We start from the raw sequence: 13,903 nt of genomic DNA, 5'->3' as shown, positions 1-13,903 counted from the left end.
GGGTTGGTCCGTTGGCGGACGCCACGCTCCCTCGCAGGCCGACCCACCCCCAGCCCCTCCCTGCCAGGGAGGGGAGGGACGTACCGAGATTATCCTTCGCATCCTCGTTCATCCCACGAACAGCCGCCATCCCGCATGGTCCCGCACCGGCATGACCCTCCACGACCATTCGCTTTCGTTTCCATCGACGCTCGGCTAAAGGAGCGCGCTTGACCCATCCCCTGGAGCTGTTCCCTTGGCGTTGACCCCGCAGAACAACGATGCCTTCATCCGCGAAGTCGATGACGAAATGCGTCGCGAGCAGATGTCGGCGATCGGCCGCCGCTATGGCCTGTGGATCATCGGCGCGGTGCTGCTGGCGCTGGCGGCATTCGGTGGCTGGACCTGGTGGCAGCATCACCAGACCAGCCTTGCCGCCGAACAGGGCGAGCAACTCGCCACCGCGCTCGACGAAATCGCCCAGGGCCGCGTCGCGCAAGGGACCGCCGAGGTCGCCAAGCTGACCACGTCCGATCGCGACGCCGTCCGTGCCACCGCGCTGCTGACGCAGGCCGATCTGCTGCTGTCGAAGAACGATACCAAGGGCGCGGCCGCCGCCTTCGGCAAGGTCGCTGCCGACGAATCGCTGGCCCAGCCGTTCCGCGACATGGCGCTCGTCCGCCAGACCGCGGTCGAATATGACAGCCTGCAACCGCAACAGGTCATCGACCGGCTGCGCGGATTGGCCGACAAGGGCAGCCCATGGCTCGGCAGCGCGGGCGAAATGGTCGCGGTCGCCTATCTTCGTCAGAACAAGCTGCAACAGGCGGGCCAGACCTTTGCCCTGATCGCGCAGACCGACGGCGTGCCGCAGTCGCTGCGCGCGCGGGCGGTGCAGATGGCCGGGTCGCTGGGCGTCGACGCGGTCGACGCGGTCGACGCACCGGCCAATCAGACCGCCGCGAAATAACTCCTCTCCAGTTTTCGGAACCCCTTCGATGAAGACGCATCTCAAACTCTCGGCGGCGGTCGCGGCGTTGGCGCTGCTGGGCGGTTGCGGCGCCTTGAAGGGCAAGGGCCCGGCGCGCACCCCGATCGTCGGACAGCGCGTGCCGATCCTCGCATCGGAAAATCTGGCGGAGGTCGACCCGGCGCTCGCCAATCTACAGGTCGTGCTGCCGCTCGCCGAAACCAACGCCAACTGGTCGCAACCCGGTGGCAATCCGTCCAAGTCGATGGGCCATGTCGCACTCGGCGATACGCTCAGCCAGCTGTGGTCGGCGCGGATCGCGGGCGGCAATACCCGCCTCCGCCTTGCCGCCGCGCCGGTCGTCGCCGATGGCCGGCTGTATGTGATCGACGTCAACGGCGTCGTCACCGCGATGGCCGCCGATACCGGCACGACCGTCTGGACCGCGCCGACCGTCAAGGGCGACGAAAATCCGCGCGCCCGCTTCGGCGGCGGCGTGTCGGTCGACGGCAACCGCGCCTTCGCCACCGATGGCCTTGGCGATGTCGTCGCCTTCGACATCGCCGATGGCAAGGAAGTGTGGCGCGCCAAGCCCGGCGGCCCGCTGCGCGGTTCGCCGACCGTTGCCAACGGCCAGGTCTATGTCGTCAGCCAGGATAACCAGCTGTTCGCGCTCGATCAGGCCGATGGCAAGGTCGTGTGGACCCAGTCGGGCAGCCTCGAATCGCAGGGAGTGTTCGGCGTCGCCGCCCCCGCCTCGGCACAGGGTACGGTCGTCGCCGGCTTCTCGTCGGGCGAACTCAACGCCTATCGCTATGAAAATGGCCGGTCGGTGTGGGGCGACAGTCTGTCGCGCACCTCGGCCTCGACCTCGGTGTCGGCGCTGGCCGACATCGATGCCGAACCGGTGATCGACAATGGCCGCGTCTATGCGGTCGGGCAGGGCGGGCGCATGGTTGCGCTCGAACTGACGTCGGGTCAGCGTCTGTGGGAACAGAATCTGGCCGGCATCTCGACGCCATGGGTCGCCGGCGAATGGATCTTCGTCGTCACCGACGATGCCCGCCTGCTGTGCATCTCGCGCGGCAGCGGCAAGCTGCGCTGGGTCCAGCAGCTCCCCGGCTTCCGCAACCTCAAGAAGCGCAAGAACCCGATCGGCTGGGTCGGCCCGATCCTCGCCGGCAACCGCCTGCTCCTCGCCAATACGCAGGGGCAGCTGGTCTCGGTCTCGACCGCCGATGGCAGCATCACGACGACGCAGGACACCCGGTCGAAGGCCGGCTACACCCTGTCGCCGATCGTCGCGAACGGCGTGCTGTACCTGCTCGACGATGCAGGACAGATCACCGCCTGGAAGTGATACCATGCTCGTCATCCCCGCGCAGGCGGGGATCCATAGACGCAGCGCTCCCGATGGAGGCGCTGCGTTGGCGTATATGGGTTCCCGCCTACGCGGGAACGACGTTGGGGAGGTAACACCCTCGACCCATCCCGCCTTACCCCCTACACTCGGCGGCACGCCCGCACTCCAGGAATTGCCATGCCCCTTCCCGTCGTCGCCATCATCGGCCGCCCCAATGTCGGCAAGTCGACGCTGTTCAACCGGCTGGTCGGCAAGCGGCTGGCGCTGGTCGATGATCAGCCGGGGGTGACCCGCGACCGCCGTGAAGGCCAGGCGACGCTGCTCGGCCTCGACTTCACCATCGTCGACACGGCCGGGTTCGAGGATGAGGATGCCGCGACCCTGCCGGGGCGGATGCGGATGCAGACGCAGGCGGCGGTCGAAATGGCCGACGTCGCGCTGTTCATGATCGACGCTCGTGCCGGCATCACGCCCTTGGACGAGGAAATCGCCCGCTGGCTGCGCTCGGCCGATGGCACGGTGGTGCTGGTCGCGAACAAGGCCGAGGGGCGCGCGGGCGAAAACGGCGTGCTCGAATCGCTGGCGCTGGGCTTTGGCGATCCGGTGCAGCTGTCCGCCGAACATGGCGAGGGCGTCGCCGACCTGTTCGAAGCGCTCCAGCCCTATATCGAACGCGACGAAGAGCCGGAACCGGAGGAAGAGGGCGAGTTCGACCCGGAAACCGCCGTCCTGAAACTTGCCATCGTCGGCCGCCCGAACGCCGGCAAATCGACGCTCATCAACCGCTTCTTGGGTGAAGACCGGCTCATCACCGGTCCCGAGGCCGGCATCACCCGCGATTCGATCGCGGTCGACTGGAACTGGACCGCGCCGGATGGCCGTGTTCGCCCGGTCCGGCTGATTGACACGGCGGGCATGCGCAAGAAGGCGCGGGTGCAGGAAAAGCTCGAAAAGCTCTCCGTCGCCGACGCGCTGCATGCGATCGACTTCGCCGAGGTCGTCGTGCTGCTCTTGGACGGCACCCGCGGTCTGGAACTACAGGATATCAAGATCGCCGACCGCGTCCTGCAAGAGGGGCGGGCGCTGGTGATCGCGTTGAACAAATGGGACATCGCCGAACACGCCTCGTCGCTGTTCAACGGCGTAAAGGGCGCGCTCGACGAGGGGCTGGCGCAGGCCCGGGGCGTGCCATTGCTCACCGTTTCCGCCGCGACCGGCAAGGGGCTGGACGTGCTGATGCAGGCGGCGTTCGAAACGCGCGAGGCATGGGGCCGCCGCGTCTCGACCGGCCAGCTCAACCGCTGGTTCGACCGCGCGCTGGAGGCCAACCCGCCCCCCGCACCCGGCGGCAAGCGCATCAAGATGCGCTACATCACCCAGAACAAGACCCGCCCGCCCAGCTTCGTCCTGTTCGGCACCCGCGTCGACCAGCTGCCCGAAAGCTACAAGCGCTATCTTATCAACGGCTTGCGCAAGGAATTCGGCTTCGGCGCGGTCCCCGTCCGGTTGAACATGCGCGCACCAAAAAACCCCTTCGACCATTCGAAGTGATCCGCATCGACGCCCGCGGCATGCGTTGTCCGTGGCCCGCCATCCGGCTGGCCAAGGCGCTCCGCGACGGGGCGACGGTGGTGGAGATCGAGGCGGACGATCCACGTGCGGCGGGTGAACTCGCGAGCGCGGCAGCGGCAGTCGGGGCAAAGCTGGCGGTCGTGAGCGATGGGCTGTTCCGCGTAGAGCATTAGCCCCGCTGGTCACGCTACGCCCAACGCATCACCCTCACCCTTCCGCGGCGTTGCCGCTGCCTCCCTCTCCCACCGGGAGAGGGAAGGGGCCCGCCCGGCGCAGCCGGTGGGAAGGGTGAGGGTGATCCAATCGAGTATCGCGAGAAGCAAGCGAGGCCTCGGATCAAGGCCAAATCAACTAGGAACCGCCCTGTCCTACAACCGCCCGACCATGCGATACCCGTTGGCGTTCTTTCTCACTGCCGAACCCGCGCCCGCAACGTCAAAACCCGTAACACCACAAAACGCGCACGAGTGTGAACTTAGTGAACTTTGGCCGCGTCTACCCCTTCGCTTCCCAAGGTTTATCGCGCAAATTCAAATGCGTAACACCCCGCGCCTTCAGTCGCGGTCCGAGGAACCGGTAAAAATACCAATCCTTCGCCGCAAGCGGCGTCGCATGGTATAAAAGCCGCTCCGCCAGCGTCCAGCGCACCCGCCGCCGGTCCGACCGACGCGGCGAGGGCTTGGCCCAGAAGCGGAACGGATACACCACCCGCCCGAGCTTAGCGACCCGCTGCATGATCTCATGGTCCAGCAGCACGTACGGCCAATGCCGTTCCGAAAATCCCCCCGCCGCAACCAGCGCCTCCGTCCGAAACGCCTGCCCATAGCCGCCGGTATGCGTCTGCTTGGACAGCACCCGCGTCACGATCCCCGAATACAGCGCCCGCCGCAGCGTCTGCCCCGACGCATCGACCCCCAGCGCCATCACCGCAACCGTATCGGGATCGGCATCGAAGGCCCGCTCCGCCTCGGCCAGATAGTGCGGTGGATAAAAGGTATCGGCATCGCCGAACGCGCAGAACTCCGTGGTCAACTCGGCCATCGCCGCTTCGAGCGCATGGATCTTCCCCGGCCGCGCCTCGTGAAGATGGACGACCTCAACCCCCGGCGCAGCAAAGCCCTGAGCGATCGCGTCCGACCCGTCGGTCGACCCATTGTCGACCAGCACCAGCCGAAACGGCACCGTCTGCCCCGCCAGCGCCGCCAGCGTCACGGGCAGAAAGTCCGCCTCGTTGTAATAGGCGATGACGAAGGTCCAGCGCGTCACCCCGCCACCTCGATCAGCCGCCGACACGCCGCCACCGACGATCGCGGCCCATGCGTCGCCACTGTATGCGCCCGTGCCGTGTGCCCCATCGCGTCGAGCCGGTCCGGATCGGTCAGCAACGCCGCCACCCGCTGCCGATAATCGCCATCGCGCACCAGCAGGCCGCATTCGGGCGGGATGACGTCCGTCCCGATCCGGTCGTCGAACGCCACCGCCGGCAGTCCGCACGCCATCGCCTCCGGGATCGCGCGCGGGAAATAGTCGCGACGCCCGGCATGAAAGAACAGCCGCGCCTGCGCCAGCATCGCCGGCACCTGTCCGTTGGGAACATGTCCCAGCCACGTGACCTGGGGGAAGCGCGCGCGCAACTCCGCCGCCTGCGGTCCGTCGCCGATCACCGCCACCCGCATCGTCTCGCCGAGCGTCGCGATCTCGTCGAACTTCTTGTACGGGCTGAGCCGGCTGGTCGAGATCACGTCGAACCGCTTTTCGGCCGCCATTGGTGCGAAGCGATCGGTGTCGATCGTCTTGGGCAGCCGCTGCATCCGCGCCGCCGGCACCGACCGCCGCCAGAAGCGCCAGCTTGGGCCAGTCAGCTTCGCCTCCTGCACCGATGTCTCGGGAAAGACGAAGGCGGCATGGGGCACGATCCGGCTCCAGTAATCGCCGCCGATGATGACCGCGAACCGCCGCCGATCCGGTCGCAAAACTCGGTCGAACAGGTCGAACCCCGCGCCGCCATTGCTGCCGACCAGCACGAACAGGTTGGCAGGATCGGTGCGCGCCGCCGCAACCATCGCGTCGCTCACCTGATCGCGGGTCTTGGCCGCCGGGTTCGACGGCGCGAACAGCCGAATGAGGTAGGGGGCGACTCCATCGAGCGCCGCAACGGTATCGAATGGTGCCGGGGCTAGCGCCCACAACTCGCTCTCGACCCCCATCTCGGTCAGGATACCCGGCATCCGCTTATCGCGATTGTCCCAGCGCAGCCATTCGTCGGTGTCGGCGACGCCGTGATGGGTGGGATAGGTCAGAACGAAGATGATCCGCATCGCCGTCCGGCTACCAGCGCATCGCTGGCAGCGCCACCCGATTGTCGAGCGCCGATGCTGCGGCTAAGGCGCTGGCGATGAACTGGTCGGATGACGGCGCGCGGGTGAGCTGCGTGATGGTGACCGCGAACCGGGCCGCGCTGGCGCGGCGGGCGGTCGACTGTTTCCTGCGGCAACGCTGGGCGAACCGTGAACTGGTCGTCGTCGATGACGGGGATCAGGACTATACGTCGCTGTTCGCCGACATCCCCGTCGACCGGCTCCTCTACGACCGCGTCGCCAGGACGCCCGAAACCACGCTAGGACGTTTACGCAACCGCACGCTCGACCTCGCGCGCGGATCGGTCGTCGCGCAATGGGATGATGACGACTGGTATCATCCCGACCGGCTGGTGCGACAGGTCGCGGTGTTGGATCAGGGCAAGGATGCCTGCGTCCTGCGCGGTACGCTGATGCATCTCGACGCACCCGGTTGGTTCGATCACCCTTATGTCGGCACGCTGGAGCCGGGCGTACCTGGCAGCATCGTCCACCGCGCCGACCCAACCGCCCGCTATCCCGAAAAGCGGCGCGGCGAGGATACCGACTTTCTCGCGCACTGGCCTATCGACCGCATCGGCGTGCTCGACGCGCCCGGTCTGTTCGTCCGCGCCTTCCATGGATCGAACACCTGGGAGCGGACCCATTTCGAACGCCGGGTACGCAACACTCCCGCCGCCGCGATCGAATATGCGCTCCGCTCGCTCATCCCCGGCGGCAAGTGGCGCCATTCGCGCTTCCGCCTCGATGCCGAGACCCGCGCCGCGTTCGAAGCCTTCGTTGCCGATTCGCGTAGCGCCGGAGTATTCGCTTGACCCTCGCCGAACATGGGCAGCGGCTGCACGACTGGTCGCAGACCCCGGCGGCGGCTCGATTGGGCAAGGTCTTTCGCGCGCTGTTCTTCGTCGGCGTTCTGCTGTGGCTGGTCCTGAAGGTCCGCGCGATCGGGTGGGGCAACGTCGCCGCCGCGTTGCCACGCACACCATGGTTCTACATCCTGTTCGTCGTGATGTTCATGGCATTGCCGGTATCGGAGGTCTTCATTTTCCGCCGCCTGCTCGGACGGTCATTGCCCGGCGCGCTGCCGGTATTCGTGCGAAAGCGGGTCTTCAACTCGGCGTTCGTCGGCTATTCGGGCGAGCTGTATCTGTTCGTCTGGGCGCGCCAGCGGCTCGGCATCGCGTCCAAGACCTTGCTGCTGGCGATCAAGGACAATGCGATCCTTTCCGCCTTGGCGTCGGCGGCGATCACCTCCGCGCTGCTGATCCTGTTCACGGCGACCGGCCGTGCCAAATGGATCGCGGACTGGCTGCATTCGGCGGGGGGCGTCATCCTTGCCGGACTGCTGGTCGCGGCGTTCCTGACGCCGCTGCTGCTTCGCCTGCGCAGCCAGATCCTGTCCGTCCCGTGGCGCGTCGCTGCCACCGTGCTCGGCATCCACGTCATCCGCATTCTGATCGTCGTCCTGCTACAGGCGACGCAATGGGCGGTGGTATTGCCCGACCAGTCATGGGGGGTGTGGGTCACGTTCCTGACGGTGCAGATGGTCATCAGCCGCCTGCCGATCGTCCCCAACCGCGACCTGCTGTTCCTGTCGGCCGCGCTGGAGATGAGTCATATCATCGACGGCCCGCGTGCGGCGATGGCGGGGCTGTTGCTCGCGGGCGGTGCGCTGACGCAGGGCAGCAACCTGCTGTTCTTCCTGCTCACCAGCTTCGAACGCCGGCGCGGGACGCTGCCCGTGGCCGATCCCGATCCAGCGTTCGAGGCGGAGGTCGCCACGCCGGCGGTCCCGCCGGCGGGCGAATAGCCGTTACACCTCGGCGCGCTGACAGATAAAGCGCGACAGCTCCTGGCGCAGCGGCAGACCGGACGTCGAGCGCAACGGCCCGTCATGCGCGACATTGGTTTCGACATGCGCGCGGGTGTCCGCCACGCCGACGACATGAAACAGGTTGCGGTCGCAATCCAGCTCGGTGCGGGCGTAAACGAAGCGGTCGCCGCGCTGCTGGCGCAGGATCGCGATCGTCGTGCCGGCGGCGGTTTTGCGCTGGCGTAGCAGTTCGTAGCGCGACTGGTCGTCCGATGGGGTCGGAATGACCGTCCCTTCCAGCGGATAGCGTTCGATTCCGTTGCCGGCGACATCGGTCTCGACCAGATGGCGCAGATCGACGCGCTCGACCTTGTCCTCCGTCGTCACCGTGTTCGCCGACGTTCCGCACGCGGCCACCATCAGCCCTGCCAACAGGGGCATCATCGATCGGATCATGCAAATACACCTTTCATCCGGGACCAGAACACGTCCCCGAGAGAATGTTGCTATGCAGCAACGTTTATGACGTGGGCGGTCAGCGTGAGCGCAAGGCGCCGACCGCCGTCAGGAAGGCAATGCCTCCCATCGCCAGGATGACACCCCCAATATCCTCCCAGCCGATCGCCAGCAGGCGATCGAATTGGTCGGCCATCGGCAGGATCGAGCGAAGCGTTTCGAATGGAATAGTCATGGCGCGTCGCAACATAATCTCGGTTTGCGCGATGAAAACCGTCAAAACGGCCGATCGCTCCGAAGACATCATAAGTTACATTGGGGTAAGAAACGGGAGGGCGACGGGCAACGTCATCGCGCTTGCGCGTTACAAACCAAGGCCATACACCATCATTCCGTTTATCGATAATGTGTGGGGGTTCCATGTTTCGTACCGTCGCGTCCGTCCTGCTCGCGTCCACGGCGCTTGTCGGGGGCAGTGCGTTCGCCCAGTCCGCGGCCCCTGCGCCCGCGCCGATCAAGGCCGCACCGTTGTCGGCGCTGGTCGCGCCGGTGAACATTCCCTACGAAAAATTTACCCTCCCCAACGGCCTTACGGTCATCACCCACACCGATCGCAAGGCGCCGATTGTTGCTGTGTCCGTCTGGTACGACGTCGGGTCGAAGCATGAGCCGAAGGGGAAGACGGGGTTCGCGCATCTGTTCGAGCATCTGATGTTCAACGGATCGGAGAATGCGCCAGGCGATTTCTTCGATCCGCTGCGTTCGATCGGCGCCACCGACCTGAACGGCACGACCAGCTATGACCGCACCAATTATTTCGAAACGGTGCCGAAGCCCGCGCTCGACCGCGCGCTGTTCCTCGAATCCGACCGCATGGGCTATCTGCTCGGCGCGGTGACGCAGGGCGTGCTCGATGAACAGCGCGGCGTCGTGCAGAATGAAAAGCGGCAGGGCGACAACCAGCCCTACGGTCTGGTCCGCTACAAGATGACCGAGGGCATCTTCCCGGTTGGCCACCCCTATCGCCACTCGGTGATCGGTTCGATGGCCGATCTCGACGCCGCCAGCCTCGAGGATGTGAAGAACTGGTTCCGCGGCCATTACGGCCCGAACAATGCGGTGCTCGTGCTCGCCGGCGATATCGACGCCAAGGAAGCCCGCCCGCTGGTCGAGAAATATTTCGGCGCGATCGCGAAGGGGCCGGAATCGGTCCTGCCGAAGATCACCGTGCCGACCCTCGCCTCGCCGGTGCGCGAGGTGATGAAGGATAACGTCGCTGCGACGATGATCATGAAGGTCTGGCCGGTGCCGGGACTGAACGATCCCGACGCGCCGGCGCTCGATGTGGCGATGAGTGCGTTCGGCGGCCTCGCCTCGTCGCGGCTCGACAACGAACTGGTGAAGAAGGACAAGCTGGCGGTGCAGGTGTCGGCCGGCGTCCAGTCGCTGTCGCAGGCCGGGATGCTAATCGTCCGCGCGATCGTGCGGCCGGGCGTCAAGACGGAGGTCGTCGAGGCGAAACTGGATCAGATGATCGCCGATTATCTGCGTACCGGCCCGACCGCCGACGAAGTGGCGCGGGTCGCCACCACCAATGTATCGGGCACCATCTCCGGCCTCGAATCGGTCGGCGGCTTTGGGGGCAAGGCGGTCGCGCTGGCGTCGGGCGAACTCTACTCGAACGATCCGGGCTTCTATAAGAAGGAGCTGAACGCGCTGGCGACGATGACGCCGGATCGCGCCCGCGCCGCCGCGCAGAAGTGGATTTCGCGCCCGGCCTACACGCTGATCGTCGAGAACGGCAAGCGCGAGGGCTATGAGGAAGCGAAGGCGGTGCCCAAGGTCGCCGACAACAGCACGCCCGCCCAGGCGCAGGGTCCGGCCCAAGGTACGCGCGGCGCGATGCCCGCCGTGCCCGATGCCGGCGGCCAGCTGCAATTCCCAAAGGTGACGCGCAGCCGCCTCGCCAACGGGATGGAACTGGTCTATGCGCAGCGGACCGCCGTGCCGGTGACGCAGGTGTCGATGGCCTTCGACGCCGGCATCGCTGCCGACGTGCCCGGCAAGCTCGGTACCGCCGGCATGACCATGTCTGTCCTCGACGAAGGCACCACCACCCGCAATTCGATCGCGCTGGCCGAGGCGAAGGAACGGCTTGGCATGTCGATCTACGGCAATAATTCCGCCGACCAGACGACGATCGGTTTCTCGACGCCCAGCGCCAATCTCAACAGTTCGGCGTTGCTGTTCGCCGACGTACTGCGCAACCCGGCGTTCGACGCAGCGGAGATCGAGCGGGTGCGCGGACAGGTGCTGGCGCAGATCGGGCAGCAGCGGACCAATCCGCAAGGGCTGGCCGACATGATCCTGCCGCCGCTGCTCTATGGTACCGATTCGCCCTATGCGAAGCTGGCGGCGGGCGTCGGCGATCCGGCGGCGGTCGCGTCGCTGACCCGTGCCGACCTGATGGCATGGCGCGGCGCATGGCTGCGGCCCGACAAGGCGAAGGTGTTCGTCGTGTCCGACCGGCCGCTGGCCGAGGTGCAGGCGGCGCTCAACGCGGGTATCGGCGACTGGCGCGCGACCGGCACCGCCGGGACCAAGACTTTCCCGGCACAGCGCGCGACCACCACGCCGAAGATCGTGCTGATCGACCGCCCCGATTCGCCGCAGTCGCTGATCGTCGCTGGACAGATGACGCCGCTGGCGGCCAAGTCGGACACGCTGGCGGTCACCACCGCCAACACCGTGCTCGGTTCGGGCTTCCTCAGCCGGATCAACATGGACCTGCGCGAAGCCAAGCACTGGTCCTATGGCGCGGGCGGCGGTTACCGCCTGATGCAGAATGCGGTCCCCTATGTCATCAACGCGCCGGTGCAGGCCGACAAGACCGGCCCGGCCATCGCGTCGCTGCGCGAACAGATCAGCGGCTTTCTCGGCAATCAGGGCGTGACTCAGGTCGAGTTCCAGCGCTCGATCGACGGCGAAACCCGTCAGCTTGCCGGCACCTATGAAACGTCCGGCGCGGTGCTGGGCGCGATGCAGTCGAACGACTTCCTCGGCCGCCCCGACAATTATCAGGCGACCCTGCCGCAAAAATATCGGGCGCTCACCATCCCGCAACTTGACGCTGCGGCACGGCGGGCACTCGATCCCAATCGCTTCGTTTACGTGGTCGTCGGCAACGCGGCCACCGTCCGGCCGCAGCTTGACGCGCTCGGATTGCCGGTGGAGGTGGTAGCGGCAACGCCGCCGTCCGCCCCGGCCGCCGCGGCGAAGTAAGGAGAGCGAAGATGGCGAATGTCGATGGCAGCTGGAACACGATCACCAAGTCGCCGATGGGCGACCAGCAGGCGACGTTGAACGTCAAGAGCGACGGCGGCACCTTCACCGGCACCTATTCCGGGGCGATGGGGTCGACCGAGATCACCGATGGCAAGGTCGATGGCGACAAGCTGTCGTGGAAGGTCGCGATCGTCGTGCCGATGCCGATGACGCTCGACTGCGAAGCGACCGTCGAGGGCGACACGATTTCCGGCACGGTCGGCGCGGGCGCGTTCGGCAGCTTCCCGATGGCGGGCAACCGGGTCGGCTGATCTGCCCTGACGTAGAAGAAACGGCCCGTCCGCAGGCTATGCGGGCGGGCCGTTTGCGTTTGGCGGCACCCACGCCGCCGGCCACATCTCTTGAGCCGACCGACATCGGACGGTTCCGATGGATTTCGTCATTCCCGCGCAGGCGGGAATCTCTAGCCGCTACCGTTCGCGATGGATCGGCGACCACAGCGCATATGGACCCCCGCCTGCGCGGGGGTGACGATCGCGCATCTGTGAGGCACAGCCACAGTGCCCGGACTGAATATCGATTGGTCGTAGCAGATAATGCACGCGGGTCGTTTGCGTTCTGTTATGCTCTCACCCCAAATCGTATCCCCGCATAGGCAGGGATCCAGGGCCATGGAGCACAACGCCCTTGGCTATGGACCCCCGTCTGCGCGCGTCCGCCCGGTGTCTGGGTCATTCCGCCGCCCTTGCCTCCGCCTCAATCTCCGGCAGCACCGCCGCGCGCGGCGTCTCCCCCGGATCGGGTGCATAGCCGGTCAGCAACCGCGCCCCGCGGCCATAGGTGAACCACGACCAAGCCCAATGGACATAGACCGACATGCGGCTGCGGAAATCGACCAGCAGCATCAGGTGGACCAGCGACCATGCCAGCCACGCGATGAAGCCCTCGAGCTTCAGCCCCGCTATCTCCGCCACCGCGCGCGACCGGCCGATCACCGCCATCGTTCCGTAATCGCGATAGCGGAACGTGTTGTCGGGGCTGTGCCCGGCCACCTTCGCCGCCAGCAGCTTGCCGACGAAATGCCCCTGTTGCTTGGCAACCGGGGCCAGACCGGGCAGGGGGCCATCGCCGGCATCGAAACTCGCCACGTCGCCGATCGCAAAGATATTGGGATGGCCCGGCACCGAACAGTCCGGCCGCACCTTCACCGCGCCGTTGCGCGCGGCGTCGGCCGACAGCCATTCGGCGGCAGGCCGCGCTTCGGTTCCGGCCGCCCATAGCACCGCCGCCGCATCGATCCGCTGGTCGCCGACCGTCAGCCCGCGTTCGTCGATCGCCTGTACCTTTTCACCGGTCCGCACCTCGACGCCCAGTGACTCGAGCATTTCGCGCGCGGCCTGCGACAGCTTCCCATCGAACGCGCCCAGAATGTTGTCGCCCATCTCGCACAACACCACCCGCGTCGCGCGCGGATCGACCCGGCTGAAGTCGCGCGCCAGCGTCGTGCGCGCCAGTTCGGCGATCGTGCCCGCCAGTTCGACACCCGTAGGTCCGCCACCGACCACGGCAAAGGTCAGCAACCGCCGCAACTCGGCCGGGTCGTCGCATTGCTCAGCCCGCTCGAACGCGCCCAGCAGCGCCGCCCGGATCGCCAGCGCGTCATCGATCGATTTCAACACGAACGCATGGTCGCGCCAGCCGTCATTTCCGAAGAAGCTATAGCCCGCGCCGGTAGCCACGATCAGGTAATCGAACCGTAATCGCCGTCCATCGGCGAGGCAAAGCTCGTTCGCGGCAGCATCGATACCGTTTGCTTCGGCCATCAATATGCGCGTGTTCTTATTGCGCCGCAGCAGGGCACGATTGGCGGTCGCGATGTCCGCTGGCGACAGTGCCGCGCCCGCCACCTGATACAGCAAAGGCTGGAACAGGTGGTGGTTGGTCCGGTCGATCAACGTCACGTCGGCGTCGGTTCCGCGTAACGCCTGTGCCGCGGCGATCCCGCCAAAGCCGGCGCCAAGGATGATGATATGGGGTCGCATACGGCCTCCATCCGTCATTTCTGCGGGTCCGGCCGCACCATGCGACCGGATCACCAACCCGTCAGA

General features: G+C 66.5%; 13 protein-coding genes. 8 read left to right on the top strand and 5 right to left on the bottom strand.

The window, feature by feature from the left end; all coding sequences use genetic code 11:
• The first annotated feature begins 235 nt into the window (after positions 1-235).
• The 4 genes from ASE59_RS11325 (at position 236) to ASE59_RS11310 (ending at position 4,057) form a co-directional block, all read left to right on the top strand.
• Entirely contained in the window at positions 236-949 is a 714-nt protein-coding gene (locus ASE59_RS11325) for a tetratricopeptide repeat protein (RefSeq protein ID WP_056456131.1), read from the top strand.
• A 28-nt stretch (positions 950-977) separates the two neighbouring features.
• The gene (locus ASE59_RS11320; RefSeq protein ID WP_056456129.1) at positions 978-2,309 is read left to right on the top strand and encodes a PQQ-like beta-propeller repeat protein; all 1,332 of its coding nucleotides are present in this window, start codon (positions 978-980) and stop codon (positions 2,307-2,309) included.
• Between the two features lie 180 nt (positions 2,310-2,489).
• Positions 2,490-3,863: a ribosome biogenesis GTPase Der gene (der, locus tag ASE59_RS11315; protein WP_056456127.1), complete on the top strand. Its 1,374-nt coding sequence runs from the start codon at positions 2,490-2,492 to the stop codon at positions 3,861-3,863.
• A complete protein-coding gene (locus ASE59_RS11310) occupies positions 3,860-4,057 on the top strand; it encodes a sulfurtransferase TusA family protein (protein WP_056456124.1) in 198 nt (65 codons plus the stop codon). Before der ends, ASE59_RS11310 begins: the two co-directional genes overlap by 4 nt.
• 322 nt (positions 4,058-4,379) lie before the next feature.
• On the opposite strand, the gene ASE59_RS11305 is transcribed toward ASE59_RS11310, so the two are convergent.
• Both ASE59_RS11305 and ASE59_RS11300 read right to left on the bottom strand, forming a co-directional pair.
• Positions 4,380-5,150, bottom strand: coding sequence for a glycosyltransferase family 2 protein (locus ASE59_RS11305; protein WP_056456453.1), 771 nt, complete (start codon positions 5,148-5,150; stop codon positions 4,380-4,382).
• Complete coding sequence (locus tag ASE59_RS11300) at positions 5,147-6,202, bottom strand: glycosyltransferase (RefSeq protein WP_056456122.1); 1,056 nt, start codon at positions 6,200-6,202, stop codon at positions 5,147-5,149. Before ASE59_RS11300 ends, ASE59_RS11305 begins: the two co-directional genes overlap by 4 nt.
• Positions 6,203-6,279: 77 nt before the next feature.
• On the opposite strand from ASE59_RS11300, the gene ASE59_RS11295 reads away from it, so the two are divergent.
• On the top strand, positions 6,280-7,056 hold the full coding sequence (locus ASE59_RS11295) for a glycosyltransferase family A protein (protein WP_156360040.1): 777 nt from the start codon (positions 6,280-6,282) through the stop codon (positions 7,054-7,056).
• A complete protein-coding gene (locus ASE59_RS11290) occupies positions 7,053-8,051 on the top strand; it encodes a hypothetical protein (RefSeq protein ID WP_056456118.1) in 999 nt (332 codons plus the stop codon). Before ASE59_RS11295 ends, ASE59_RS11290 begins: the two co-directional genes overlap by 4 nt.
• Before the next feature lie 3 nt (positions 8,052-8,054).
• Here the strand turns inward: ASE59_RS11290 and ASE59_RS11285 are convergent, their stop codons facing one another.
• Together ASE59_RS11285 and ASE59_RS11280 are read right to left on the bottom strand one after the other, a co-directional pair.
• Complete coding sequence (locus ASE59_RS11285) at positions 8,055-8,510, bottom strand: hypothetical protein (protein WP_056456117.1); 456 nt, start codon at positions 8,508-8,510, stop codon at positions 8,055-8,057.
• 79 nt (positions 8,511-8,589) lie between these two features.
• Positions 8,590-8,790, bottom strand: a complete 201-nt coding sequence (locus ASE59_RS11280) for a hypothetical protein (protein WP_056456115.1) — start codon at positions 8,788-8,790, stop codon at positions 8,590-8,592.
• A gap of 140 nt (positions 8,791-8,930) precedes the next feature.
• Between ASE59_RS11280 and ASE59_RS11275 the strand changes: the two genes are divergently transcribed.
• Together ASE59_RS11275 and ASE59_RS11270 are read left to right on the top strand one after the other, a co-directional pair.
• Positions 8,931-11,792 (top strand): M16 family metallopeptidase, encoded by a 2,862-nt coding sequence (locus tag ASE59_RS11275; protein ID WP_056456113.1) that lies wholly within the window; start codon positions 8,931-8,933, stop codon positions 11,790-11,792.
• A gap of 11 nt (positions 11,793-11,803) precedes the next feature.
• Positions 11,804-12,106 carry a hypothetical protein gene (locus ASE59_RS11270; protein ID WP_056456111.1) on the top strand — a complete coding sequence of 101 codons (303 nt, stop codon included), beginning with the start codon at positions 11,804-11,806 and terminating at the stop codon, positions 12,104-12,106.
• A 420-nt stretch (positions 12,107-12,526) separates the two neighbouring features.
• Here the strand turns inward: ASE59_RS11270 and ASE59_RS11265 are convergent, their stop codons facing one another.
• On the bottom strand, positions 12,527-13,837 hold the full coding sequence (locus ASE59_RS11265) for an NAD(P)/FAD-dependent oxidoreductase (RefSeq protein ID WP_082458286.1): 1,311 nt from the start codon (positions 13,835-13,837) through the stop codon (positions 12,527-12,529).
• Positions 13,838-13,903 lie beyond the last annotated feature (66 nt).

The organism is Sphingomonas sp. Leaf10 (assembly GCF_001421245.1).
In the GTDB taxonomy this organism is placed as follows: Bacteria; Pseudomonadota; Alphaproteobacteria; order Sphingomonadales; family Sphingomonadaceae; genus Sphingomonas.
Note: the sequence above shows the minus strand (reverse complement) of the source record. Positions and strands in the feature narration are given on the sequence as shown.